Here is a 24,174-nt window from a genome sequence, read left to right on the forward strand (position 1 = left end):
AGGCGAAAGGCTTGAAGCCTAACGCCTGCAGCCTGCCGCCGTGGTTATACGTCACCAAAGAAGCGCTTCACGCCTTCGAACCAGCCACTGGCCTTGGGCGAGTGGGAGTCGTCGCCCTGCAGCGACTTGCGGAACTCCTCGAGCAGCTCGCGCTGACGCTTGTTCAGGTTGACCGGCGTTTCCACCGCCACCCGACACATCAGATCGCCAGCCGCACCACCACGCACCGGGGCCACGCCCTTGCCACGCAGGCGGAACAGCTTGCCGGTCTGGGTGCCTTCCGGAATCTTCAGCTTGACCCGACCATCGAGGGTCGGCACTTCCAGTTCACCACCCAGCGCCGCATCGGCGAAGCTGATCGGCACTTCGCAGTACAGATGCTTGCCGTCGCGCTGGAAGATCGCATGCTCACGGACGTTGACCACCACGTAGAGGTCACCGGCCGGCCCGCCATGCGCGCCCGCCTCGCCCTCGCCGGACAGGCGAATGCGATCACCGGTATCGACACCCGGCGGCACCTTGACCGACAGCGTCTTGCTCTCTTCCACCCGGCCCTGGCCATGGCAGCTGCCACAGGGGTCAGTGATCATCTTGCCGCTGCCATGGCAGCGCGGGCAGGTCTGCTGCACGGAGAAGAAGCCCTGCTGCATGCGCACCTGACCGATACCACCGCAGGTGGTACAGGTGACCGGACTGGTGCCCTTCTTGGCGCCGGTACCATCGCAGGTCTTGCAACCGACCAGAGTCGGCACGCGAATGGTCACGGTAGTGCCGCGCACCGCTTCTTCCAGATCCAGCTCCAGGGTGTAGCGCAGGTCACTGCCGCGCTGGGCACCGCCGCGCGAGCCGCCACGACCACCGCCGAAGAAGTCGCTGAACACGTCGCCGAAGATGTCGGAGAAGTTGGCGCCACCGAAACCGGCTCCGCCGCCACCGCCCATCTGCGGGTCGACCCCAGCGTGGCCGTATTGATCGTAGGCCGAACGCTTGCTGGCGTCGGAGAGCACTTCGTAGGCCTCGTTGGCCTCCTTGAATTTCTCCTCGGCGTCCTTGTCGTCCGGGTTGCGGTCCGGGTGATATTTCATCGCCAGGCGCCGATAGGCCTTCTTCAGCTCGGCCTCACTGGCGCCGCGCTCGACCCCCAGGATCTCGTAATAGTCACGTTTTGCCATAGTTGTGCTGCACTCTCAGATTCGTGAGCTCCAGATACGCCGACGCGGGAGAAGGCTCCCGCGCGGCGAATCCTGCCCGTCGCGAGCGACGGTGGAGCGTAAAGAAGAGGCGGCCCGCTACGCAGGCCGCATCCCTTACTTGTTCTCCTTGACCTCTTCGAACTCAGCGTCGACCACGTCGTCACCCGCATCCTTGGCATCGCCGGCATCAGCCTGCGCGGCAGCACCTTGCGGCTGTTCGGCGTACATCTTCTGCGCCAGCGGCGTGGTGGCCTCGGACAGGGCGTTCATCTTCGCTTCGATGGCCGCCTTGTCGTCGCCCTTCACGGCAACTTCCAGCTCGCCAATGGCTTTCTCGATGGCCGCCTTCTCGTCGGCAGTGGCCTTGTCGCCCGCCTCGGTGAGCATCTTGCGGGTGGCATGCACCAGCTGATCGCCCTGGTTACGGGCAGTGGCCAGCTCTTCGAACTTGCGGTCTTCCTCGGCATTGGCCTCGGCGTCGCGCACCATTTGTTCGATTTCCTCTTCGGACAGACCGGAGTTGGCCTTGATCACGATGGACTGCTGCTTGCCGGTGGCCTTGTCCTTGGCGGAGACGTGCAGGATACCGTTGGCATCGATGTCGAAGGTCACTTCGATCTGCGGCACGCCACGCGGAGCCGGCGGAATCTCGGCCAGGTCGAACTTGCCGAGGGACTTGTTCTGCGCAGCCTGCTTACGCTCGCCCTGCAGCACGTGAATGGTCACGGCGCTCTGGTTGTCGTCAGCGGTGGAGAACACCTGCGACTTCTTGGTCGGGATGGTGGTGTTCTTCTCGATCAGCGCAGTCATCACGCCACCCATCGTTTCGATACCCAGGGTCAGCGGGGAAACGTCCAGCAGCAGCACGTCCTTGACGTCACCGGCCAGAACCGCGCCCTGAATGGCAGCGCCCATGGCCACGGCTTCGTCCGGGTTGACGTCCTTGCGCGGTTCCTTGCCGAAGAACTCGGCAACGGTCTTCTGCACCAGCGGCATACGGGTCTGACCGCCGACCAGGATCACGTCGTCGATCTTGCTGACGTCGATACCGGCGTCCTTCAGTGCAGTGCGGCACGGCTCGATGGTGCGCTGCACCAGGTCTTCGACCAGCGATTCGAGCTTGGAACGGGAGATCTTCACGTTCAGGTGCTTCGGACCTGTGGCGTCTGCAGTGATGTACGGCAGGTTGACGTCGGTCTGCTGGCTCGAGGACAGCTCGATCTTGGCCTTCTCGGCTGCTTCCTTCAGGCGCTGCATGGCCAGCGGGTCGCCCTTGAGGTTCATGCCGGTTTCTTTCTTGAATTCGTCGACGAGGTAATCGATCAGGCGAATGTCGAAGTCCTCACCACCGAGGAAGGTGTCACCGTTGGTGGCCAGTACTTCGAACTGGTGCTCGCCGTCGACTTCGGCGATCTCGATCACCGACACGTCGAAGGTACCGCCACCCAGGTCGTAAACGATGACGGTGTGGTCACCCTTGGCCTTGTCCATGCCATAGGCCAGCGCAGCCGCGGTCGGCTCGTTGATGATGCGCTTGACGTCCAGACCGGCGATGCGACCGGCATCCTTGGTGGCCTGACGCTGGCTGTCGTTGAAGTAGGCCGGAACGGTGATCACCGCTTCGGTCACCGGCTCGCCCAGGTAGTCCTCGGCGGTCTTCTTCATTTTCTTCAGTACTTCGGCGCTGATCTGCGGCGGCGCCATTTTCTGGCCGTTCACTTCGACCCAGGCGTCGTTGTTGTCAGCCTTGACGATCTTGTACGGAACCATCTGGATGTCTTTCTGCACGACATCCTCGTCGAAACGACGACCGATCAGACGCTTCACCGCGTACAGGGTGTTGTGTGGGTTGGTGACAGCCTGACGCTTAGCCGACTGGCCAACCAGAATTTCGCCGTCGCCCGCGTAAGCGATGATGGACGGCGTGGTGCGAGCGCCTTCGGCGTTCTCCAGCACCTTGACGTTGCCGTTTTCCAGAATGGAGACGCAGGAGTTGGTAGTCCCCAGGTCGATACCGATGATTTTGCCCATGAAAATTCTCCCGAAACTTTGATTTATCCGTCGCCTCGTTTCACAGGCGCCGGCAGCACTAAAACGCTTGACTCAAAAATGGGGTCGCCCCCGGAAATTTCAAGCCTGCTCGTCGATGGACGGCGGCGGTGTGGTAGGCGCCTTGCTGACCACGACCATGGCCGGGCGCAGCAGGCGACCGTTGAGCAGATACCCCTTCTGAAACACCTTGAGCACCGAGTTCGGCTCGACGTTGGTGCTCTCCTCCATCGCCATGGCCTGGTGATGCTCAGGGTTGAACGGCTCGCCATGCGGCTCGATCGCTTCCAACTGATGACGCGCCAGGGTGTCGAGGAACAGCTTGAGGGTCAGCTGCATGCCCTCGCGCACGCCCTTGATGGCTTCGTCGTCCGGACTGGACAGTTCCAGGCCACGCTCCAGGCTGTCGACCACCGGCAGCAGGTCGTTGGCGAATTTCTCCAGAGCGAACTTGTGCGCCTTCTCCACGTCCTGCTCGGCGCGACGGCGCACATTCTGCAGCTCGGCCGCAACGCGCAGCGACTGATCCTGCGCTGCCGCCAGCTGCTCTTCCAGGGCCTGCACGCGAGCCGCCAGATCGTCGTTCGGCGCAGCATTCTCGGTCGCCTGAGTCTCGGGGTTCTGCGTGTCCAGGTTCTGTTCGTCAGCCATGCCTATCTCCTCTCGAATGAAACGGCGCGAGTCCGGCCCGCGCACCTGCCGCCTATATGGAGCCAAATCCCCAGCTTTCAAGGGGCGATACGGAGGATTGCCAGGAAAAGAAAAAACACTGTATAAATAACCAGACATCAATTCGGGAGCGTTCGCCATGCTGGTGCACCTGTCCATTCACAACTACGCCATCGTCGACCACCTGGACCTCGAACTGGACGCCGGCATGAGCGCCATCAGCGGCGAGACCGGTGCCGGCAAGTCGATCATGCTCGACGCTCTCGGCTTGTGCCTGGGCGATCGCGCCGACAGTGGCGTGGTGCGTCCCGGAGCCGACAAGGCGGACATTCTCGCCAGCTTCGACCTGACGGACATTCCCGAAGCCCGCGCCTGGCTTGCCGAACGTGATCTGGACAGCGATGGGCCGTGCATCCTGCGTCGGGTGATCACCGCTGAAGGTCGATCACGCGGCTACATCAATGGCAGCCCCTGCCCGCAGGCCGACCTCAAGGCCATTGGCGAGCTGATCATCGATATCCACAGCCAGCACGAGCACCAGTCGCTACTCAAGACCGACACCCATCGCCGCCTGCTCGACGAATACGCCGGCAGTCAGGAACTGGCGCGCCAGGTGCAACTCGCCGCGCAGCGCTGGAAGCAGACGCGCAACGAGCTGGAGCGCATCTCCAGCCAGGGTGACGAACAGCGCGCCCGCCACCAGTTGCTCAGCTATCAGCTGGAAGAACTGGAAAATCTGGCGCTGGGCGACAACGAACTGGAACAGCTGGAGCAGGAGCACAAGGACCTGAGCAATGCCGAGGCACTACTCGGCGCCTGCCGCCAGGTGCTCGACCTGTGCAGCGAGAGCGATGCCGGCAACGTGTTGTCGGCGCTGACCGCCAGCCTCAACCGCCTCGGCGCCTTCGGTGGCCAGGGCGGTGCGCTGGGCGAAGCGAGCAACCTGCTGGCCAGCGCACAGATTCAGGTGGAAGAAGCCGTCGGCGAGCTGAACCGCTTCGTCGATCACTTCGACGCCGATCCCGAGCGCCAGCAGTTTCTCGAAGAGCGCCTGGACACCATCTACACCCTGGCGCGCAAGCACCGCATTCAGCCGACCGAGTTGGCCGCTCTGCAGCAGCAACTGTTCGAAGAGCTGGAAGGCCTGAATGCCGACGATCAGGCCAGCGAACGCCTGGCCGAGGAACTGGCCGCCTACGAGCGTCACTATCAGGAAAAGGCCGCTGAACTCAGCACACTGCGCGGCAGCGCCGCTGAACGCCTGTCCGCGGCAGTGGAGCAGGAAATGCAGGCTCTGGGCATGCCGGGCGGACGCTTCAGCATTCAGTTGCAGGTCACCAACAGCGAAGAGCCGCATGCCAATGGTCTGGAAAGCGTGGAGTTCCTGGTCAGCGCCAACCCCGGCCAGCCGCTGCGCGGCCTGGCCAAGGTGGCGTCCGGTGGCGAGCTGTCGCGCATCAGCCTGGCGATCCAGGTGATCACCGCCCAGACCTCACGCGTACCGACCCTGGTCTTCGATGAAGTGGACGTCGGCATCGGCGGGCCGACTGCCGAAGTAGTCGGCCAGCTGCTGCGCCGCCTCGGTGAGCGTGGCCAGGTACTGTGCGTGACCCACCTGCCCCAGGTCGCTGCGCAGGGCCACCAGCACCTGTTCGTGCACAAGCGACGCGGTGAGGATGCCACGTCCACCGCGGTGAGCAAGCTGGACGAAAGCGGTCGCGTCGAGGAGATCGCACGCATGCTCGGCGGCGTCGACCTGACCGAGGAATCCCTGGCTCACGCCCGCAAGATGGTGACCAGCGCCCAGGCTGCGTAAAGCGCTGCAGCCGGACGCGATCGGCAAACGACGAATCCGGCTTTCATCGAAGCCATAAAACAGAAAGGCGACCCAAGGGTCGCCTTTCTCATTGCCACAGAAGCATCAACTCTTCTTGCGTACGTACAGCACCAGATTGTGATCGACGAGCTCGAAGCCGTGCTCCTTGACGATTTCCTTCTGGCGCTTCTCGATCTCGGAATCGAAGAACTCGATCACCTCACCGGAATCGACACAGACCATATGGTCGTGGTGACCGCTGTCGGCCAGCTCGAACACGGCATGACCGCCATCGAAATTGTGACGCACCACCAGGCCGGCGGCCTCGAACTGGGTCAGTACGCGGTATACGGTAGCCAGGCCAACGTCTTCACCCGCCTCCATCAGCGCCTTGTAGACATCCTCCGCACTCATGTGACGGTGTTCGGCGTTATCGAGCATCTGCAGGATTTTGACCCGTGGCAGAGTCACCTTCAGTCCAGCTTTGCGCAGTTCGTTATTTTCAACCATGGTCTGCTTTCTCATGGATGCTGCTTCGCAGCACCCTTCAATACGGGTATGATCCGGGGTTCAAGTTGCCCAAGATAGTGGAAGTCACCCTCCGATGCAAAAAACCAAGCTCTTGCTGACCAGCCTGTCGCTGACCGGGCTCTTCGCACTCGCCGGTTGTTCATTCCCCGGGGTTTACAAGATCGACATTCAACAGGGCAATGTCGTGACGCAGGACATGATAGACCAGTTGCGCCCTGGAATGACCCGGCGGCAGGTGCGGTTTATCATGGGCAACCCGCTGCTCACCGACACCTTCCACGCCGACCGCTGGGACTATCTCTACAGCATCCAACCGGGCGGCACGCAGCGCCTGCAGGAGCGCGTCAGCCTGGTATTCGACGGCAACGACCAACTGGTCGGCCTGGCCGGCGACTTCATGCCCGGCGTCAGCCGCGACCAGGCGATTCTCGGCGAGGACGGCGGCGCGACCACGCCGCAAACCCAGCCGCAACGGCAGGACGACGCCCCGCCTGCACCGGGCTCGCTGCTGGAGCAGATCCAGCGCGAAGTGGACCAGGTGGAAACCGTGCCGGTGCCGACCCCGGAACCGCTGGAAACCGATCCGCAGTAATCGCCATGCATAAAAAAAGCCCGGAGCGATCCGGGCTTTTTTATACCTGGCGTTCAGCTCGCCTCGCCGTCGTCCGCCTTGCTCTTGGCCTTGGCTGCGCGCTGTTTGCGCACTTCCTTCGGGTCGGCAATCAGCGGCCGATAGATCTCGACCCGCTCACCCTCCTCGAGCACACGCTCCTCCGGCTTGCTTACCGCCTTGCCGAAAATGCCCAGCGGCGCCTGATTCAGGTCCAGCTCCGGAAAGAACTGCTGCATGCCTGAGCGTAATGCCGCTTCACGCACCGTGGTGCCGACCGGCACCGACAGACGCAGAAGCTTCTGCCGCTCAGCGAGGGCGTAGACCACTTCGATGGCGATACTGGGCTTATCCATACAGCTGCTTGGCTCGCTGGCAGAAAGCGTCGACCATGGTGTTGGCCGCCTGATTGAACAGCGGACCCAGCGTGGCACGCACCAGCGGCCCGGCGTAGTCGAAGGTCAGGTCCAGGCTGATCTTGCAGGCCTTGTCACCCAGCGCCTTGAATTCCCAGACGCCATTGAGGCTGGTGAAGGGTCCTTCCTGCAGATTCATCTCGATGCGCTGGCCGGGCAGCAGCACATTGCGCGTGACGAAGCGCTGACCGATACCGCCCTTGGCCACTTCGAGGCTGGCCAGCATGTGCGTCTCGCTGACTTCCAATATTTCACTGGAGCTACACCAGGGCAGGAACTGCGGGTAGCTGGCCACATCGTTAACGAGGTCATACAGCGCCTGTGCCGGGTAAGGCAGCAACGCCGAGCGCTGGATTCGAGTAGTCATTTACTTGCTCAGCTCCGCGATGAATACGATCAGCACGCCGATCGGCGCCACGACGCGAATCAGCCAGAGGCACAGATTGAACAGCAGCGGGCTCCTGATGGCCAACTCTTCACGCACGGCGTCGCGACTCAGCACCCAGCCGGCGAACAGGGCGAAGGACAAACCGCCCAGTGGCAACAGAATGCGGCTGGTGAGGTAATCGATGCTGTCGAAGAAGGTCTTGCCGCCCTCGGCGCCCCACTGCAGCAGGTGGAAACCATCTTCAGCGAAGACGAAGAACTTGGCCTCGGCCCACAGATTGAACGACATCACCGTACCCATGCCGACCAGCCAGCAGAACAGTGCCAATACTGCGGTCACCTTGGTACGGCTGCGCCCGGTTTTTTCGACGAAGTAGGCGACAGCCGGCTCCAGCATGGAGATCGACGAACTCCAGGCAGCGACGGCCACCAGCACGAAGAAGATCAGCCCCATCACCTGGCCGAAGGCAATGTTGCCGAACGCGATCGGCAAGGTGACGAACATCAGCCCCGGCCCCCCACCTGGCTCCAGGCCTGCGGCGAACACGATGGGAAACAGCGCCATGCCGGCGGTCAGTGCAACCAGAGTATCGAGCAGACCGACGGTGAGCACAGTGGCGCCAATCGAAGCCTTCTTCGGCATATAGGCGCCGTAGACCATGATCGAGCCGACGCCGACACTCAGGGTAAAGAACGCATGCCCCATGGCGGCGAGAATGCCGTCCTGAACCTTGCTCGGATCGAAATGGAAGAGGAAGTCGAAACCTTCGCGGAAATGTCCGGTGGTAAAGCTGTAGCCCAGCAGAACCAGCAGCAGCACGAACAGCAGCGGCATCATGATGCGCAGGCTGCGCTCCAGCCCGGCCACCACGCCCTTGCCGATGACGAAGGCAGTGACCAGCATGAACAGGCTATGCCACAGGGTCAGTCGCCACGGATCGGAGGTCAACCCGCCAAACGCTGCCCCGGCGCCATCGGCGCTGATGCCGGTGAAGTCGCCTCGCCCCATGCCGAGGATGTAATCCAGCGACCAGCCAGCCACCACGCTATAGAAAGACAGGATCAGCAACGCGGCGACCATGCCCATCAATGCGGCCAGAGACCAGTGCTTGGAGGCGCCGGCCTCGATCGCCAGACTCTTCATCGCGTTGACCGGACTTTGCCGGCCGCGGCGACCGATCAGGGTTTCCGCCAGCATGATCGGCACGCCAACCAGGGCGATGCAGAACAGGTACATCACGACGAACGCGCCACCGCCGTAGACGCCCGTCATGTAAGGAAACTTCCAGATATTGCCGAGGCCCACGGCCGAGCCGGTGGCCGCCAGAATGAACACCCAGCGGCTGGCCCAGGCACCGTGAATTGAAACTTTGTCGCTCGCCATTGCGGCCAAGACCCCAGATTGCGGGAAAAAAGATCGCGCATTGTCGGAGATTCGAGGCATGGGCTCAAGTTTGGCTCGGAAAAGCCCCATGGCGCAGGCGCCGGCGACTCCCTATAATGCGCGCCCTATGGCTAAGCAAAAGAAACATCCTCAAGGCACCATCGCGCTGAATAAAAAAGCGCTGCATGATTATTTCGTCGAACAGAAGTTCGAGGCGGGCGTCGCCCTGGCCGGCTGGGAAGTGAAAAGCCTGCGCGCCGGCAAGGCACAACTGGTCGACAGCTACGTGCTGCTCAAGGACGACGAGGCCTGGCTGATGGGGGCGCATATCACCCCGCTGAAGACCGCCAGCACTCACGTCATCGCAGACCCGATCCGCACGCGCAAGCTGTTGCTCAACAAGCGTGAGCTGGACAAGCTGTTCGGTGCCGTGCAGCAGAAAGGCTACACCTGCGTGGCCCTGTCGCTGTACTGGAAACAGCACCTGGTCAAGTGCGAGATCGCCCTGGCCAAGGGCAAAAAGGACTTCGATAAGCGTCATGTCGAGAAAGAGCGCGACGCCAACCGCGAAGTCCAGCGCGCCATGCGCAGCAAGGGCAAGGAAGACTGAAAGCGGCTGCAGGCTTCAAGCTGCAGGCAAAGCTGGCAGAGCGGAATGCCCTACCCGCTTTTAGCCTTTAGCTTTTAGCCTGCCGCCTGCCGCCTGCCGCTTGAAGCCTGCAGCCTATATCCCCAAACGCCTTTGCGCTCGCGCCACGCGCTGAGCTTCCAGCTGAACTTCCGAAAGCACTTCCTGCACGTAATCGATGTGCTGGTTGGACAGATCGCGCGCATCTTCCGCACGCCCTTCGATGATCGCCTCGTACAACGCGCGGTGCTGACCGATCAGCATGTCGCGTGTCTCTTCGCGCTGGGCATACATGCCGCCGATATTGGTCACGACGTTGCGTTTGAGCAGGTCGAACAGGCCGCGAATGGTGTGCAGCAGAACGGCATTGTGGCTGGCCTCCGCAATCGCCAGGTGGAAACGCGCATCGGCAGCGCCCTCCTCCGCACGCGTCACCTTGCCAACCCGCGCATAGCAATCCTGTAACGCCTCGAACGCCTCGGCCAGGCGCTGCCGGTCGATATCGGTCGCCCGTCGGGCCGCGTAATAGGCGCAGGAACCCTCCAGCGTATGGCGAAACTCCAGCAGATCGCGCTGCGCATCCTCCTTGTTCTCCAGCAGCTGCAGTAACGGGTCGCTGAAGGTCGAGCCAAGGGTTTCGGCCACGTAGTTGCCGCCACCCTGGCGACTGACCAACAGCCCCTTGGCCACCAATTTTTGAATCGCTTCACGCAGGGACGGGCGGGAAACGCCGAACTGCTCCGCCAGCGCACGCTCAGCAGGCAGCCTCTCGCCGGCACGCAAGGTGCCCTCGAGAATCATGGTTTCCAGCTGCGCAACGATGTCATCCGAAAGACGTCGCTGCCGCACCAGTCCTACTTCCATCACCCACATCTCCATTGGTTTGACCAGGCTTCAGGCCCAATGGCGCAAGCCTATAGCGCTCATCCAGGCGGAACAAGCCAGCACTATACGACCAAAGTCTTAGCATCTCGATTTGACAGCCTATTGAGCAACTTTTAACCTGAGCCCGCTACTTTGTAAATTGGTCTTACCAATTTAACCAACAAGAACAACAATCCATCGAGGTCTCGCCATGACAGCCCTACGCGCTGCAAGCCTGTTCGATAACGCCTCATCCCTGCCGCGCCAGTCGCGCGCTCGTGTGGAGTAACTCCCAATGTCCAACGGAATTCTCGCCCTGCTGGCGTTTTCGCCGATCCTGCTTGCAGCCATTCTGCTGATCGGCCTGCGCTGGCCGGCCAAGCACGCCATGCCGCTGGTTTATCTGCTCACTGCCGCGGTCGGCCTGTTCGCCTGGGACATGACCCTCAACCGCGTTCTCGCCTCCACGCTGCAAGGCCTGCTGATCACGCTGGGCCTGCTGTGGATCATCTTCGGCGCGATCCTGCTGCTGAACACCCTCAAGCACTCCGGAGGCATCACCGCGATTCGTGCCGGCTTCACCACCATCAGCCCCGACCGCCGCATCCAGGCCATCATCATCGCCTGGCTGTTCGGCTGCTTCATCGAAGGCGCCTCGGGCTTCGGCACGCCGGCGGCCATCGCCGCTCCGCTGTTGGTGGCCATCGGTTTCCCGGCCATGGCCGCGGTGCTGATGGGCATGCTGGTGCAGAGCACACCGGTCTCCTTCGGTGCGGTCGGCACGCCGATCATCGTCGGCCTCAACACCGGCCTGGATACCGCCACCATCGGTGCGCAGCTGGTCGAACAGGGCTCGTCCTGGGCGCAGTTCCTGCAACTGATCACCAGTGAAGTGGCGATCATCCACGCCACTGTCGGGGTGATCATGCCGACCATCATGGCGATGATGCTGACCCGCTTCTTCGGTCAGGAGAAAAGCTGGAAAGCCGGCCTGGAAGTGCTGCCGTTCGCCATCTTCGCCGGCCTGGCCTTCGTCGTGCCGTACGTCTTTACCGGCGTGTTCCTCGGCCCGGAATTCCCGTCGCTGCTGGGCGGCCTGATCGGCCTGGCCATCGTCACCAGCGCTGCCCGCTTCGGCTTCCTGGTACCGAAGAAGACCTGGGACTTCGCCCCGGCGGACAAGTGGCCGAGCGAGTGGCTGGGCACTGTCGAGATGAAGCTGGACGAGCTGACTGCCAAACCGATGAGCTCCCTGCGCGCCTGGCTGCCCTACGTACTGGTCGGCGCCCTGCTGGTGGTCAGCCGCGTCTTCCCGGACGTCGGCAACGCCCTGAAGGCGGTGGTGGTGAACTTCCCCGATCTGCTCGGCGAAACCGGGATCAGCGCCAACTTCCAGCCGCTGTACCTGCCGGGTGGCATTCTGGTCGCCGTGGTCCTGGCCACTTTCTTCCTGCACGGCATGAAGGCACGTGATCTGGGCAAGGCGGTGAAGGAATCCTCCAGCGTACTGCTCAGCGCCGGCTTCGTGCTGCTGTTCACCGTGCCGATGGTGCGCATCCTGATCAACTCCGGGGTCAACGGCGCGGAACTGTCCAGCATGCCTATCCTCATGGCCCGTTGGGTAGCCGACAGCGTTGGCGGCATCTACCCGCTGCTGGCACCGAGCATCGGCGCACTGGGCGCCTTCATCGCCGGCTCCAACACTGTCAGCAACATGATGTTCAGCCAGTTCCAGTTCGGCGTGGCCAGCAGCCTGGGCATCTCCAGCGCGCTGATCGTCGCGGTCCAGGCCGTGGGCGCCGCTGCCGGTAATATGGTGGCGATCCACAACGTGGTTGCCGCTTCGGCCACCGTTGGCCTGCTCGGCCGCGAGGGCAGTACGCTGCGCAAGACCATCTGGCCGACGCTGTACTACGTGCTGTTCACCGGCATCATCGCGATGGTCGCGATCTACGTGCTGGGTGTCAGCGACCCGCTGGTGCACTGATCCGCATCACTCGAAAGCGCCCCGGCTTGGCCGGGGCTCTTGCCGTCAGGCTACGCTTCCCCTTTTCAGCAACAGGATGAGCCCATGATCATTTCTGCCTCCACCGACTATCGCGCCGCCGCCGAGCGCAAGCTGCCGCCCTTCCTGTTCCATTACGCCGATGGCGGTGCCTACGCCGAGCACACCCTGCGCCGCAACGTCGCTGACCTGTCGGATATCGAACTGCGCCAGCGCGTGCTGAAGAACATGTCCGAACTGGACCTGTCCACCGAGCTGTTCGGCGAGAAGATGGCGATGCCGGTAGGTCTGGCGCCGGTCGGCCTGACCGGGATGTTCGCCCGTCGCGGCGAGGTGCAGGCAGCCAAGGCGGCAGCGGCCAAGGGTATTCCCTTTACCTTGTCCACCGTGTCGGTATGTCCGATTGAGGAAGTGGCGCCGGCCATCGACCGGCCCATGTGGTTCCAGCTCTATGTGCTGAAAGATCGCGGCTTCATGAAGAATGCCCTGGAGCGCGCCAAGGCAGCTGGCTGCTCGACCCTGGTGTTCACCGTGGACATGCCGGTGCCCGGCGCGCGCTACCGCGACGCCCACTCCGGCATGAGCGGCCCGAACGCGGCGCTGCGCCGCATGCTGCAGGCCATGACTCATCCGCAGTGGGCCTGGGACGTCGGCCTCATGGGCAAGCCGCACGACCTGGGCAACATCTCCGCCTACCGCGGCAATCCCACCGGCCTGGCCGACTACATCGGCTGGCTGGGCGCCAACTTCGACCCGTCGATCTCCTGGAAGGATCTGGAATGGATCCGCGACTTCTGGGACGGCCCGATGGTGATCAAAGGCATCCTCGACCCTGAGGACGCCCGCGACGCGGTGACCTTCGGCGCCGACGGCATCATCGTCTCCAACCATGGCGGTCGTCAGCTCGACGGCGTACTGTCCAGCGCCCGCGCACTGCCGGCCATCGCCGACGCGGTCAAGGGCGACCTGAAGATTCTCGCCGACTCCGGCATCCGCACCGGCCTGGACGTGGTGCGCATGATTGCTCTCGGCGCCGACACCGTGCTGCTAGGCCGCGCCTTCCTCTACGCCCTGGCCGCGGCCGGTGGCGCCGGCGTGAGCAATCTGCTCGACCTGATCGAGAAGGAAATGCGCGTGGCCATGGTCCTGACTGGCGCCAAGTCCATCGCCGAGATCACCTCTGATTTGCTGGTAAAGGAGCGTTGATCCCATGACTGCTGCCGCCACCATCACCCGCGACGCCCTGCTGGCGCAGATGCGCCAGATTGTCGGTGCCAGCCACGTGCTGACCGATGAACAATCGACGCGGCGCTTTCGCAAGGGCCATCGCACCGGTGAGGGCAATGTGCTGGCGGTGGTACGCCCGGGCTCGCTGCTGGAGCAGTGGCGTATCCTGCAGGCGGCGGTGGCGGCCGATCGCATCGTCATCATGCAGGCGGCCAACACCGGCCTGACCGGGGGCTCCACCCCGGACGGCGACGACTACGACCGCGAGATCGTGCTGATCAGCACCCTGCGCATCACGGGCGTGCAGCTGATCAACGATGGCCAGCAGGTAGTCTGTCTGCCCGGCGCCACTCTGGATCGCCTGGAGCAGGCGCTGGCGCCGCTGAACCGCGAACCGCATTCAGTGATCGGCTCGTCCTGCATCGGCGCTTCGGTGCTCGGCGGCATCTGCAACAACTCCGGCGGCGCCCTGGTACGCCGCGGCCCGGCCTACACCGAACTGGCGCTGTACGCGCAGGTGAAGGATGACGGCTCGCTGGAACTGGTCAACCATCTGGGGATCGAGCTGGGCGACAATCCCGAGGAGATCCTCACCCGCTTGCAGAACGGCGACTACACGCCGCAGCAGGTGCGCAACGAGGAGCATGCCAAGGCTTCCGACGCGCGCTACGGCGAGCACGTGCGCGATGTCGACGCCGACACCCCGGCGCGCTTCAACGCCGACCCGTCGCGCCTGTTCGAGGCCTCCGGCTCGGCCGGCAAGCTGTGCCTGTTCGCCGTGCGCCTGGACACCTTCCCGAAGGAGCCGAGTACGGTGTTCTACATCGGCAGCAACGACCCGCACGATCCGACCGAAGTGCGCCGCCACCTGCTGGCCAAACTGCCACGACTGCCGATTGCCGGCGAGTACATCCACCGCACCGCCTTCGACATTGGCGAAAAATACGGTAAGGATACCTTCCTGGTGATCGACAAATTCGGCACCGCCAGGGTGCCGGCCGCCTTCGCCATGAAGAGCCGGGTCGACGGTTTCTTCGAGCGCTTCGGCCTGCGCGGGGTGACCGACAAGGTGATCCAGGCGCTGATGAACCTGCTGCCCAGCCACCTGCCCGCGCGCATGCGCGAGTACCGTGACCGCTTCGAGCATCACCTGCTGGTGCGCGTGTCCAACGACACCCTGGAGCAGACCCGCGCCTTCCTCACCGAGTACTTCAGCGGCAGCGCCAGCGGCGCCTACTTCGAATGCGACGCCGAGGAAGGGCGCAAGGCCTTCCTGCACCGCTTCGCCATCGCCGGCGCGGCCATCCGCTACCGCGAGGCACACCGCAGCAGCGTCGAAGACATCCTCGCCCTGGACATCGCCCTACGCCGCAACGACCGCGACTGGGTCGAGACACTGCCGCAGGAGATGGAGGAGCAGATCATCCACAAGCTCTACTACGGGCACTTCTTCTGCCATGTGTTCCATCAGGACTACATCGTCAGAAAGGGCATCGACCCGATCGAGATGGAGCACCGCATGTGGAAACTGCTGGATGCACGCCGCGCCGAGTACCCGGCCGAGCACAACGTCGGCCACCTGTACGTGGCCAAGCCGGCGCTGGCCGGTTTCTACCGCGAGCTCGACCCGACCAACACCTTCAACCCCGGCATCGGCCACACCTCGAAGAAGAAGCATTGGGGTGGTTGCTGCTAGGACGCTGAGTCCATACGTAGGAGCGGCTTTAGCCGCGAACGAGAAAAATCGCGGCTGAAGCCGCTCCTACACGAAACGCGCAGCACCATAGCCCGGATGCAATCCGGGAAAACCTGACGCCGACTCCCCCGGATTTCATCCGGGCTACAAAAGCAAAGGCCCGCCGATTTGGCGGGCCTTCGTGTTTACGCGGCAAGCGATCAGGCGAAGACGATCTCCTCGCCCTCCACCTTGGCCTTGACCTGCGCACCGGGGGCGAAGTCGCCAGCCAGGATACGCTGCGCCAGCGGGTTCTCGATCCAGCGCTGGATTGCACGCTTGAGCGGGCGCGCACCATACACCGGGTCGTAACCGACGGCGATCAGCTTGTCCAGCGCCTCCGGCGTCAGCTCCAGGCTCAGCTCGCGCTCGGTCAGGCGGCCACGCAGGCGCTGGAGCTGGATCTCGGCGATACCGGCGATCTGCTCGCGGCCCAGCGGCTCGAACACCACCACCTCATCGATACGGTTGATGAACTCGGGACGGAAATGGCTGCTCACCGCGTCCATCACCGCCGCGCGCTGCGCTTCCTTGTCGCCGACCAGCTCCTGGATCTGCGCCGAGCCGAGGTTGGAAGTCATCACGATCACCGTGTTCTTGAAGTCCACGGTGCGCCCGTGGCTGTCGGTCAGGCGACCGTCTTCGAGCACCTGCAGCAATACGTTGAACACATCCGGGTGGGCCTTCTCCACCTCGTCCATCAGCACCACCGAGTAGGGTTTACGCCGCACCGCCTCGGTCAGGTAACCGCCCTCCTCGTAGCCGACATAGCCGGGCGGCGCACCGATCAGACGGGCGACGCTGTGCTTCTCCATGAACTCGGACATGTCGATTCGCACCAGCGCTTCCTCGGTGTCGAAGAGGAACTCGGCCAGCGCCTTGCACAGCTCGGTCTTGCCCACCCCGGTCGGGCCGAGGAAGAGGAACGAACCGCTCGGCCGGTTGGGGTCGGCCAGGCCGGCACGGGAACGGCGTACGGCATTGGCCACGGCCACCACCGCTTCGTCCTGGCCGATCACCCGCTGGTGCAGCAGGCCTTCCATCTTCAGCAGTTTTTCGCGCTCGCCTTCGAGCATCTTGCTCACCGGAATGCCGGTCCACTTGGACACGACCTCGGCGATTTCCTCGTCGGTGACCTTGTTGCGCAGCAACTGGTTCTCGCTCTTGCCGTGCTGGTCGACCATCTGCAGGCTGCGCTCCAGATCCGGGATCACCCCGTACTGCAGCTCGGCCATGCGGTTGAGGTCGCCCTTGCGCCGCGCGGCCTCCAGCTCGGTCTTGGCCTGCTCGATCTTCTGCTGGATCTGCGCCGAGCCTTGCACCTCGGCCTTCTCCGACTTCCAGATCTCATCCAGGTCGGCGTATTCCTTCTCCAGCTTGGCGATGTCTTCTTCCAGCTTGACCAGACGCTTCTTGGTCGCCTCGTCGTCTTCCTTCTTCAGTGCCTCGCGCTCGATCTTCAACTGGATCAGGCGGCGATCCAGGCGGTCCAGTTCCTCCGGCTTGGAGTCGATCTCCATGCGGATGCGGCTGGCGGCCTCGTCGATCAGGTCGATGGCCTTGTCCGGCAGCTGGCGGTCGGTGATGTAGCGATGGCTGAGCTTGGCCGCGGCGATGATCGCGCCGTCGGTGATGGTCACGCCGTGGTGCACCTCGTAGCGCTCCTTGAGGCCACGCAGGATGGCGATGGTGTCTTCCTCGCTCGGCTCGTCCACCAGCACCTTCTGGAAGCGGCGCTCCAGCGCGGCGTCCTTCTCGATGAACTGGCGGTACTCGTCCAGCGTGGTGGCGCCGACGCAGTGCAGCTCACCACGGGCCAGGGCCGGCTTGAGCATGTTGCCGGCGTCCATGGCGCCCTCGGCCTTGCCGGCGCCGACCATGGTGTGCAGCTCGTCGATGAACAGAATGATGCGCCCTTCCTGCTTGGAGAGTTCGTTGAGCACGGCTTTCAGGCGCTCCTCGAATTCGCCGCGGAACTTGGCGCCGGCGATCAGCGAGCCCATGTCCAGCGACAGCAGCCGCTTGTCCTTGAGGCCATCGGGCACCTCGCCATTGACGATGCGCTGGGCCAGGCCTTCGGCGATGGCAGTCTTGCCCACACCGGGCTCGCCGATCAGCACCGGGTTGTTCTTGGTGCGCCGTTGCAGCACCTGAATGGTGCGGCGAATCTCGTCGTCACGGCCGATCACCGGGTCGAGCTTGCCGTCCTCGGCGCGTTTGGTCAGGTCGACGGTGTACTTGTCCAGCGCCTGGCGCGACTCCTCGACGTTGGGATCATTCACCGCCTGGCCGCCACGCAGGTTGGCGATGGCATTTTCCAGCGCCTTCTTCGACACGCCCTGGCCAAGCAGCAGCTTGCCCAGCTTGGTGTTCTCGTCCATCGCGGCGAGCAGCACCAGCTCGCTGGAAATGAACTGGTCGCCCTTCTGCTGCGCCAGGCGGTCGGCCTGATTGAGCAGGCGCGCCAGGTCCTGCGACAGGTTGATATCGCCGGTTGGGTTCTGCAGCTTGCCGAGCTGGTCCAGCTCGCGGGTCAGGCCCTGGCGCAGGCTATTGATGTCGAAGCCCACCTGCATCAGCAGCGGCTTGATCGAGCCGCCCTGCTGTTCCAGCAAGGCCTGCATCAGGTGCAGCGGTTCGATGGCGGCGTGGTCCATGCCCACGGCCAGGGACTGGGCGTCGGAGAGTGCAAGTTGCAACTTGCTGGTCAAACGATCGATACGCATAAATGTCCTTCCTCCAGAATGGCAGGCCGGGACTACATCCCCGAATACTGATACCCGCCGAGATGAAGACTAGATAAGGACGATTACGCCGTATTCAAGAGACGACGACTTGACCCAGATCAGCGCCAGATCACCTGCTGCTCCAGCGGAAAGCGCAGACGCGGGTTGTACACGCCCTTCTCGCCCTGCCGCCCGACGGCCAGCAGCATGATGGGGATGGCCTGGCGCGGAATGTCCAGCACGCGGCGCAGGCGCACCTCATCGAAGCCTTCCATCGGACAGGTGGCATAGCCATGGCTCTGGAAAGCCAGCATCAGATTCTCCGCTGCCAGCGCAGTGGACTTGACCGCCCACAGGCGCATGTCGGCCTTGCTGTTGGGCGTGCGCATCAGCGGCTTGCGCAAGGCCATCAGACGCACCAGTTGCCGCTTGAACAGCCCCAGCAGGCCCAACGGCCCCTGGTTGTACTGGAACGGCGCAGTCTTGCTGTAGAAGCGGCGGATGCGCGCCGGCACCTCGGCTTCCGGCCACTGTTCGATGATGTTGCGACAGGCATGGCGCCAGGTATCCGGCCGCGCCAGCACGGCGATGATCAAGGGCGCCCGTGCGGCGTTCTGGCTCATGCACACAGGATGCAGCAGTGCCAACAGGGCCGGGTCGCGAATCACCTGAAAACTCCAGGGCTGCAGGTTGCAGGAATTCGGCGCCAGCACGGCCAGCTCCAGACAATCGCGAATCACCGCGTCCGGCAGCGGTTCGGAAGTGAAGCGGCGCACCGCGCGGCGACTTTCGATCAGCGCGCGCAGTTCGGCCGGTGAAGCCATGGTGGCCGGCGTTTGCTCGTTGGGAAAGCGGGTCATGGGCGCACTCCTCGGCAGTCGCCCGATTAAGCAACCGAACGACCGGGCGAGCAAGGCCGCGAGAGGAAATGGCCGAGAGATTGGCCGATCAGTCGCGCTTGGTGCCCTCGGCCCAAGCGCGACGGTGCTACAGACCCAGCGCCTTCTCGATGGCCTGGATCAGCGCCGGATCGTCCGGCGTGGTGCGCGGCGAGAAACGCGCCAGCACGCGACCATCCTGACCGACCAGGAACTTCTCGAAGTTCCAGGTGATATCGCCCGGAAACTCCGCGCCCTCGCCCGCCAGCAGGCGATACAGCGGATGACGACCGGGGCCATTGACCTCCAGCTTGCTGCCCAGCGGGAAGGTCACGCCATAGTTGAGGCTGCAGAACGAACGAATCTCGTCCTCGCTGCCCGGCTCCTGACCGGCGAACTGGTTGCAGGGCACACCGAGCACGGTAAAGCCATTGCCCTTGTACTGCTGATAAAGTTTTTCCAGCCCTGCGTACTGAGGCGTCAGGCCGCACTTGGAGGCGACGTTGACCACCAGCACCACCTGGCCCTTGTATGGCGCCAGCGGCAGTTCCTGGCCATCCAGCGCACGCAGATTGAGATCGTGAAAGGCACTCATGACGAAACTTCCTCAGCGAATTCAGTGCAGCGGGCGCAAGGCCCGGTAATCCTCGTGGCAGCCGCGACTGGGCAAGCTGCCATGCATGAAAAAGGCGCCCTAAGGCGCCTTGATCGCAAGCTTGAGCTTAGCAGCGGTTGACCCAGTGGGTACGACCGCAAGTCGCCTGACCGGCAACTTCGCCTGTCAGTGGTGATGACCACCTTCGCCATGGATGTGACCGTGAGCCACTTCCTCTTCGCTGGCGTCACGCACGTTCACCACCTTGACCTTGAAGTTCAGGCGCTGGCCGGCCAGCGGGTGGTTGCCGTCGACAGTCACGTCGTCGCCGTCGATGTCACGGATGGTGACGATCTGCATGCTGCCGTCCGGGCCGGAGGCGTGAAACTGCATGCCCACTTCCAGAGTGTCGACGCCCTCGAACATGGCGCGGCTCAGGGTAGCGACCAGCTCGGCGCTGTATTCGCCGTAGGCTTCTTCCGGCTCGACGGAGACTTCAACTTCGTCACCGGCTTTCTTGCCGACCAGGGCCTTTTCCAGGCCGAGGATGATGTTCCCGGCACCATGCAGATAAACCAGCGGCGCGCCGCCAGCGGAGCTGTCGATCACCTCACCGGCATCGTTGGTCAGGGTATAGTCGATGGAGACGGCCTTGTTGGCGGCGATCAGCATGGGGAGACCTTTTGCGAAAGAGAAATGAACGGCCAAGTCTAACCAAGGCCAGCCGGGATTGCGACCCGAGCCCAGACAAACGGGCTGTGCATATCCTTGATTTTCGTCAGGACGAGCACGGCGACTGGGTGGCAGTCTTATCTTGTGGCCATACTCAACATGTGCGCCACCGACCGCCCTGGCAAAATCGGCCCTGGGTACTCGATCCCGGGCAACGCCAGGCCAGGCGGGGCAGCTTCTTCCCCTGCGGTTGGTGTGCCTTGGATCGGTCGCACGATGATTTCAAGGAAACTTAAATGTCTGCACGCAACATTCTGGTGATCAACTGCGGCAGCTCGTCGATCAAGTTCGCCCTGGTCAACGAAGCACAGGAAACCTTCATTCTCAGCGGCCTGGCCGAACGCCTGGGCAGCCCCGAAGCGGTCCTGCACTGGCAACAGGGCGAACATAAGGACAGCCTGATGCTGTCGGGTGCCGACCATCGTCTGGCCCTGTCTCACCTGCTGCCCATCGTGCAGCAGGCCGCCGCCGGCGCGCTGCACGGCATCGGCCACCGCGTGGTGCATGGCGGCGAGCATTTCTCCGGCGCCACGCGTCTGGATGCCGTCAGCCTGCAGGCGATCCGTCATATCGCGCCACTGGCGCCCCTGCACAATCCGGCCAACCTGCAGGGCATCGAAGCAGCGATGAAGCTGTTCCCCGATCTGGTGCAGGTGGCGGTGTTCGACACCGCCTTCCATCAGAGCCTGCCAGAGCACGCCTACCGCTACGCCGTGCCACAGACGCTTTATGCCGAGCACGGGGTGCGCCGTTACGGTTTCCACGGCACCAGCCATCGCTACGTCAGCCGCAAGGCCGCACACATGAGCGGCCTGGCATTCGACGCCAGCAGCTGGCTGGTCGCACACCTGGGCAATGGCAGCTCCACCTGCGCCGTGGAGAATGGCCACAGCCGCGATACCAGCATGGGCCTGACACCGCTGGAAGGCTTGGTGATGGGCACACGCAGCGGAGACGTCGACCCCAATCTGCACAGCCATCTGGCGCGCACCCTGGGCTGGAGCCTGGAGCAGATCGACAGCATGCTCAACAAGGACAGCGGCCTGCTCGGGCTGTCCGGCCTGTCCAACGACATGCGCACCCTGGAGCAGGCTCGCGAACAGGGCCATGCCGGCGCCAGCCTGGCCATCGAAGTGTTCTGCTACCGCCTGGCCAAATCACTGGCAGCGATGAGCTGCGCACTGCGCCGCCTCGACGGGCTGATCTTCACCGGCGGTATCGGCGAGAACTCGGCGCTGATCCGCAGCAGGACGCTCGATCACCTGAGCCTGCTCGGGCTCAAGCTCGATGCCCAGGCCAACGCCCGTTGCGTGCGCGGCGTCGCGGGTGCCATTCACGCCGAGAGGCATACCCGCGTGCTGGTGGTACCGACCAACGAAGAGCGGCAGATCGCCCTCGATACCCTTGCCCTGCTCGACTGAGGTTCATTCATGCATACCTTCTTCATCGCCCCCACCGGTTTCGGTGTCGGTCTTACCTCCATCAGCCTGGGGCTGGTCGGCGCACTGGAGCGCAGCGGCCTCAAGGTCGGATTCTTCAAGCCCATCGCTCAGCCGCATACCGGCGACCTCGGCCCGGAGCGTTCCAGCGAACTGGTCGCGCGCACCCATGGTTTGAACTCGCCCAAGCCGCTGCCGCTCAGCCATGTCGAGCGCATGCTCGGCGACGGCCAGCTGGATGAGTTGCTGGAAGAGATCATCAGCCTCTATCAGCAGGCTGCCGTCGACAAGGACGTGGTCATCGTCGAAGGAATGGTGCCGACGCGCCACGCCAGCTACGCCGCACGGGTCAACTTCCATCTGGCCAAGAGCCTGGATGCCGACGTGATCCTGGTCAGCGCCCCGGAAGACGAAAGCCTCACCGAGCTGTCCGACCGCATCGAAATTCAGGCGCAGCTGTTTGGCGGCCCGAAGGACCCGAAAGTGCTCGGCGTGATCCTCAACAAGGTGCGCAGCGAGGATGGCATCGAAGCCTTCGCCGAACGCCTGGAAGAGTTCTCGCCGCTGCTCAAGACCGAAAATTTCCGTCTGCTGGGCTGCATTCCCTGGCAGGAGGAGCTGAACGCGCCACGCACCAAGGACATCGCCGAGCTGCTCGGCGCACGCATCCTCAACGCCGGCGACTACGAGCAACGGCGCATGATGAAGATCGTGCTGTGCGCCCGCGCCGTGGCCAACAGCGTGCAGTTGCTCAAGCCGGGCACCCTGGTGGTAACGCCGGGCGATCGTGACGACATCATTCTCTCTGCCAGCCTCGCCGCGATGAATGGCGTGCCCCTGGCCGGCCTGCTGCTGTGCAGCGATTTCGCCCCCGATCCACGCATCATGGAATTGTGCCAGGGCGCCCTGGCCAGCGGCCTGCCGGTGATGACGGTGAGCACCGGCTCCTACGACACGGCCACCAACCTCAACCGCCTGAACAAGGAAATTCCCCTGGATGACCGCGAGCGCGCGGGCAAGGTCTCAGACTTCGTCGCCGGGCATATCGACCACGACTGGCTGGCCAACCGCTGCGGCACACCGCGTGAGCTGCGCCTGTCGCCACCGGCCTTCCGTTATCAACTGGTGCAACGGGCCAAGGCCGCAGCCAAGCGTATCGTTCTTCCCGAGGGCAACGAACCGCGTACCGTGCAGGCAGCCGCCATCTGCCAGGCACGCGGCATCGCCCGCTGCGTACTGCTGGCCAAGCCGGAAGAGGTTCATGCGGTGGCCCGGGCACAGGGCATCGAGTTGCCGGAGGGCCTGGAAATCCTTGACCCGGACCTGATTCGCGGCCGCTACGTCGAGCCGATGGTCGAACTGCGCAAGGGCAAGGGTCTCAATGCACCGATGGCCGAGGCGCAACTGGAGGACACCGTGGTGCTCGGCACCATGATGCTCGCGCTGGATGAAGTGGACGGCCTGGTTTCCGGCGCCATCCACACCACCGCCAACACCATTCGCCCGGCGCTGCAGCTGATCAAGACCGCCCCCGGCTACAACCTGGTGTCCTCGGTGTTCTTCATGCTGCTGCCGGATCAGGTGCTGGTTTATGGCGACTGCGCAGTGAACCCGGACCCGAACGCCGAGCAGCTGGCAGAAATCGCCCTGCAGAGCGCCAACTCGGCACTGGCCTTTGGCATCCCGCCGCGCGTGGCCATGCTCAGCTACTCCACAGGCGACTCCGGCAGCGGCGAGGAAGTGGAAAAGGTACGCGCGGCCACCCGCCTGGCCCGAGAAAAACGCCCGGACCTGTTGCTCGACGGCCCGCTGCAATACGACGCCGCCGCCATCGAGAGCGTCGGCCGGCAGAAGGCACCGAACAGCCCGGTGGCCGGCCGCGCCACGGTGTTCGTGTTCCCAGACCTGAACACCGGCAACACCACCTACAAGGCGGTACAGCGTAGCGCCGACTGCATCAGCGTCGGTCCCATGCTGCAGGGCTTGCGCAAGCCGGTGAACGATCTGTCGCGCGGCGCCCTGGTCGACGATATCGTCTACACCATCGCCCTGACCGCGATCCAGGCAGCCAACCTGCCGGCCTGAGACCAAGGCAGCTGCCGCGCCCGGCGCCGGCAGCGCGGATGCAAACCGGGAGCGCTAGACCAGCCACTCCCGGATTGCGTCCGGACTAGGGTCTGGAGCATAAGCTGCTCTTGCACCCAAGGAAACCAAACGGTCACTGCTGGCACTTGCAGGTCAGTGCACAAGCGTTAACCTTTGCGCCGAACCAGCTCGCTGCACGGAACGC

General features: G+C 63.6%; 21 protein-coding genes. 9 read left to right on the forward strand and 12 right to left on the reverse strand.

From position 1 onward, the window contains the following. Positions 1–44: 44 nt before the first annotated feature. The 3 genes from dnaJ to grpE form a co-directional block, all read right to left on the reverse strand. Entirely contained in the window at positions 45–1,172 is a 1,128-nt protein-coding gene (dnaJ, locus tag DXK50_RS18645; RefSeq protein WP_024309426.1) for a molecular chaperone DnaJ, read from the reverse strand. 135 nt (positions 1,173–1,307) lie between these two features. Then, positions 1,308–3,224 (reverse strand): molecular chaperone DnaK, encoded by a 1,917-nt coding sequence (dnaK, locus tag DXK50_RS18650; protein ID WP_212631360.1) that lies wholly within the window; start codon positions 3,222–3,224, stop codon positions 1,308–1,310. A gap of 99 nt (positions 3,225–3,323) precedes the next feature. Beyond that, positions 3,324–3,893, reverse strand: coding sequence for a nucleotide exchange factor GrpE (grpE, locus tag DXK50_RS18655; protein ID WP_104729457.1), 570 nt, complete (start codon positions 3,891–3,893; stop codon positions 3,324–3,326). Between the two features lie 157 nt (positions 3,894–4,050). Here grpE and recN point away from each other — a divergent pair, with 157 nt between their 5' ends. Beyond that, positions 4,051–5,727: a DNA repair protein RecN gene (recN, locus tag DXK50_RS18660; RefSeq protein ID WP_212631361.1), complete on the forward strand. Its 1,677-nt coding sequence runs from the start codon at positions 4,051–4,053 to the stop codon at positions 5,725–5,727. 105 nt (positions 5,728–5,832) lie between these two features. On the opposite strand, the gene fur is transcribed toward recN, so the two are convergent. Further along, complete coding sequence (gene fur, locus DXK50_RS18665; RefSeq protein WP_013717010.1) at positions 5,833–6,237, reverse strand: ferric iron uptake transcriptional regulator; 405 nt, start codon at positions 6,235–6,237, stop codon at positions 5,833–5,835. 94 nt (positions 6,238–6,331) lie between these two features. Between fur and DXK50_RS18670 the strand changes: the two genes are divergently transcribed. Then, positions 6,332–6,850, forward strand: a complete 519-nt coding sequence (locus DXK50_RS18670) for an outer membrane protein assembly factor BamE (protein ID WP_212631362.1) — start codon at positions 6,332–6,334, stop codon at positions 6,848–6,850. A gap of 53 nt (positions 6,851–6,903) precedes the next feature. Here DXK50_RS18670 and DXK50_RS18675 read toward each other — a convergent pair whose 3' ends face one another. The 3 genes from DXK50_RS18675 to DXK50_RS18685 are packed head-to-tail and all read right to left on the reverse strand — an operon-like array spanning position 6,904 to position 9,055. Further along, on the reverse strand, positions 6,904–7,224 hold the full coding sequence (locus tag DXK50_RS18675) for an RnfH family protein (protein WP_212631363.1): 321 nt from the start codon (positions 7,222–7,224) through the stop codon (positions 6,904–6,906). Then, positions 7,217–7,651, reverse strand: a complete 435-nt coding sequence (locus tag DXK50_RS18680; RefSeq protein WP_104729453.1) for a type II toxin-antitoxin system RatA family toxin — start codon at positions 7,649–7,651, stop codon at positions 7,217–7,219. Before DXK50_RS18680 ends, DXK50_RS18675 begins: the two co-directional genes overlap by 8 nt. Next, entirely contained in the window at positions 7,652–9,055 is a 1,404-nt protein-coding gene (locus DXK50_RS18685; RefSeq protein ID WP_212631364.1) for a sodium-dependent transporter, read from the reverse strand. Between the two features lie 127 nt (positions 9,056–9,182). Between DXK50_RS18685 and smpB the strand changes: the two genes are divergently transcribed. Next, positions 9,183–9,665: an SsrA-binding protein SmpB gene (smpB, locus tag DXK50_RS18690; RefSeq protein WP_212631365.1), complete on the forward strand. Its 483-nt coding sequence runs from the start codon at positions 9,183–9,185 to the stop codon at positions 9,663–9,665. A 114-nt stretch (positions 9,666–9,779) separates the two neighbouring features. On the opposite strand, the gene DXK50_RS18695 is transcribed toward smpB, so the two are convergent. Continuing rightward, entirely contained in the window at positions 9,780–10,547 is a 768-nt protein-coding gene (locus tag DXK50_RS18695; protein ID WP_212631366.1) for an FCD domain-containing protein, read from the reverse strand. Positions 10,548–10,842: 295 nt separating this feature from the next. On the opposite strand from DXK50_RS18695, the gene DXK50_RS18700 reads away from it, so the two are divergent. The 3 genes from DXK50_RS18700 (at position 10,843) to dld (ending at position 15,475) form a co-directional block, all read left to right on the forward strand. After that, a complete protein-coding gene (locus tag DXK50_RS18700) occupies positions 10,843–12,534 on the forward strand; it encodes an L-lactate permease (protein WP_197855361.1) in 1,692 nt (563 codons plus the stop codon). Positions 12,535–12,618: 84 nt separating this feature from the next. Further along, the gene (lldD, locus tag DXK50_RS18705) at positions 12,619–13,758 is read left to right on the forward strand and encodes an FMN-dependent L-lactate dehydrogenase LldD (RefSeq protein ID WP_161867202.1); all 1,140 of its coding nucleotides are present in this window, start codon (positions 12,619–12,621) and stop codon (positions 13,756–13,758) included. A 4-nt stretch (positions 13,759–13,762) separates the two neighbouring features. Beyond that, positions 13,763–15,475, forward strand: coding sequence for a D-lactate dehydrogenase (dld, locus tag DXK50_RS18710; protein WP_212631367.1), 1,713 nt, complete (start codon positions 13,763–13,765; stop codon positions 15,473–15,475). Positions 15,476–15,675: 200 nt separating this feature from the next. On the opposite strand, the gene clpB is transcribed toward dld, so the two are convergent. From clpB to DXK50_RS18730, 4 genes are all read right to left on the reverse strand, one after another. Continuing rightward, the gene (clpB, locus tag DXK50_RS18715) at positions 15,676–18,240 is read right to left on the reverse strand and encodes an ATP-dependent chaperone ClpB (protein WP_212631368.1); all 2,565 of its coding nucleotides are present in this window, start codon (positions 18,238–18,240) and stop codon (positions 15,676–15,678) included. A gap of 119 nt (positions 18,241–18,359) precedes the next feature. After that, the gene (locus DXK50_RS18720; RefSeq protein ID WP_212631369.1) at positions 18,360–19,100 is read right to left on the reverse strand and encodes a nitroreductase family protein; all 741 of its coding nucleotides are present in this window, start codon (positions 19,098–19,100) and stop codon (positions 18,360–18,362) included. A 127-nt stretch (positions 19,101–19,227) separates the two neighbouring features. Beyond that, positions 19,228–19,713, reverse strand: a complete 486-nt coding sequence (locus tag DXK50_RS18725) for a glutathione peroxidase (protein WP_004424465.1) — start codon at positions 19,711–19,713, stop codon at positions 19,228–19,230. A 186-nt stretch (positions 19,714–19,899) separates the two neighbouring features. Next, a complete protein-coding gene (locus tag DXK50_RS18730; RefSeq protein ID WP_161867206.1) occupies positions 19,900–20,385 on the reverse strand; it encodes an FKBP-type peptidyl-prolyl cis-trans isomerase in 486 nt (161 codons plus the stop codon). 11 nt (positions 20,386–20,396) lie between these two features. Between DXK50_RS18730 and DXK50_RS18735 the strand changes: the two genes are divergently transcribed. Genes DXK50_RS18735 through pta form a run of 3 tightly spaced genes read left to right on the forward strand, consistent with a single transcriptional unit; the run spans position 20,397 to position 23,969 of the window. Then, positions 20,397–20,681 (forward strand): DUF3565 domain-containing protein, encoded by a 285-nt coding sequence (locus tag DXK50_RS18735; protein WP_212631370.1) that lies wholly within the window; start codon positions 20,397–20,399, stop codon positions 20,679–20,681. Next, a complete protein-coding gene (locus DXK50_RS18740) occupies positions 20,682–21,866 on the forward strand; it encodes an acetate kinase (protein ID WP_212631371.1) in 1,185 nt (394 codons plus the stop codon). Between the two features lie 9 nt (positions 21,867–21,875). Beyond that, positions 21,876–23,969 (forward strand): phosphate acetyltransferase, encoded by a 2,094-nt coding sequence (pta, locus tag DXK50_RS18745; RefSeq protein WP_212631372.1) that lies wholly within the window; start codon positions 21,876–21,878, stop codon positions 23,967–23,969. Positions 23,970–24,174: the final 205 nt, after the last annotated feature.

Source organism: Pseudomonas sp. KB-10, assembly GCF_018221585.1.
Classification (GTDB): domain Bacteria; phylum Pseudomonadota; class Gammaproteobacteria; order Pseudomonadales; family Pseudomonadaceae; genus Aquipseudomonas; species Aquipseudomonas yangonensis.

Bases quoted from the DNA above. Each gene is read 5' to 3' on its own strand.
- recN (WP_212631361.1), top strand. From the start codon at position 4,051: ATGCTGGTGCACCTGTCCATTCACAACTACGCCATCGTCGACCACCTG.
- clpB (WP_212631368.1), bottom strand. From the start codon at position 18,240: ATGCGTATCGATCGTTTGACCAGCAAGTTGCAACTTGCACTCTCCGAC.
- dnaJ (WP_024309426.1), bottom strand. From the start codon at position 1,172: ATGGCAAAACGTGACTATTACGAGATCCTGGGGGTCGAGCGCGGCGCC.
- DXK50_RS18680 (WP_104729453.1), bottom strand. From the start codon at position 7,651: ATGACTACTCGAATCCAGCGCTCGGCGTTGCTGCCTTACCCGGCACAG.
- grpE (WP_104729457.1), bottom strand. From the start codon at position 3,893: ATGGCTGACGAACAGAACCTGGACACGCAGAACCCCGAGACTCAGGCG.
- dld (WP_212631367.1), top strand. From the start codon at position 13,763: ATGACTGCTGCCGCCACCATCACCCGCGACGCCCTGCTGGCGCAGATG.
- DXK50_RS18725 (WP_004424465.1), bottom strand. From the start codon at position 19,713: ATGAGTGCCTTTCACGATCTCAATCTGCGTGCGCTGGATGGCCAGGAA.
- smpB (WP_212631365.1), top strand. From the start codon at position 9,183: ATGGCTAAGCAAAAGAAACATCCTCAAGGCACCATCGCGCTGAATAAA.
- DXK50_RS18740 (WP_212631371.1), top strand. From the start codon at position 20,682: ATGTCTGCACGCAACATTCTGGTGATCAACTGCGGCAGCTCGTCGATC.
- DXK50_RS18670 (WP_212631362.1), top strand. From the start codon at position 6,332: ATGCAAAAAACCAAGCTCTTGCTGACCAGCCTGTCGCTGACCGGGCTC.
- DXK50_RS18700 (WP_197855361.1), top strand. From the start codon at position 10,843: ATGTCCAACGGAATTCTCGCCCTGCTGGCGTTTTCGCCGATCCTGCTT.
- DXK50_RS18695 (WP_212631366.1), bottom strand. From the start codon at position 10,547: ATGGAAGTAGGACTGGTGCGGCAGCGACGTCTTTCGGATGACATCGTT.
- DXK50_RS18720 (WP_212631369.1), bottom strand. From the start codon at position 19,100: ATGACCCGCTTTCCCAACGAGCAAACGCCGGCCACCATGGCTTCACCG.
- DXK50_RS18675 (WP_212631363.1), bottom strand. From the start codon at position 7,224: ATGGATAAGCCCAGTATCGCCATCGAAGTGGTCTACGCCCTCGCTGAG.
- DXK50_RS18730 (WP_161867206.1), bottom strand. From the start codon at position 20,385: ATGCTGATCGCCGCCAACAAGGCCGTCTCCATCGACTATACCCTGACC.
- lldD (WP_161867202.1), top strand. From the start codon at position 12,619: ATGATCATTTCTGCCTCCACCGACTATCGCGCCGCCGCCGAGCGCAAG.
- fur (WP_013717010.1), bottom strand. From the start codon at position 6,237: ATGGTTGAAAATAACGAACTGCGCAAAGCTGGACTGAAGGTGACTCTG.
- DXK50_RS18685 (WP_212631364.1), bottom strand. From the start codon at position 9,055: ATGGCGAGCGACAAAGTTTCAATTCACGGTGCCTGGGCCAGCCGCTGG.
- dnaK (WP_212631360.1), bottom strand. From the start codon at position 3,224: ATGGGCAAAATCATCGGTATCGACCTGGGGACTACCAACTCCTGCGTC.
- pta (WP_212631372.1), top strand. From the start codon at position 21,876: ATGCATACCTTCTTCATCGCCCCCACCGGTTTCGGTGTCGGTCTTACC.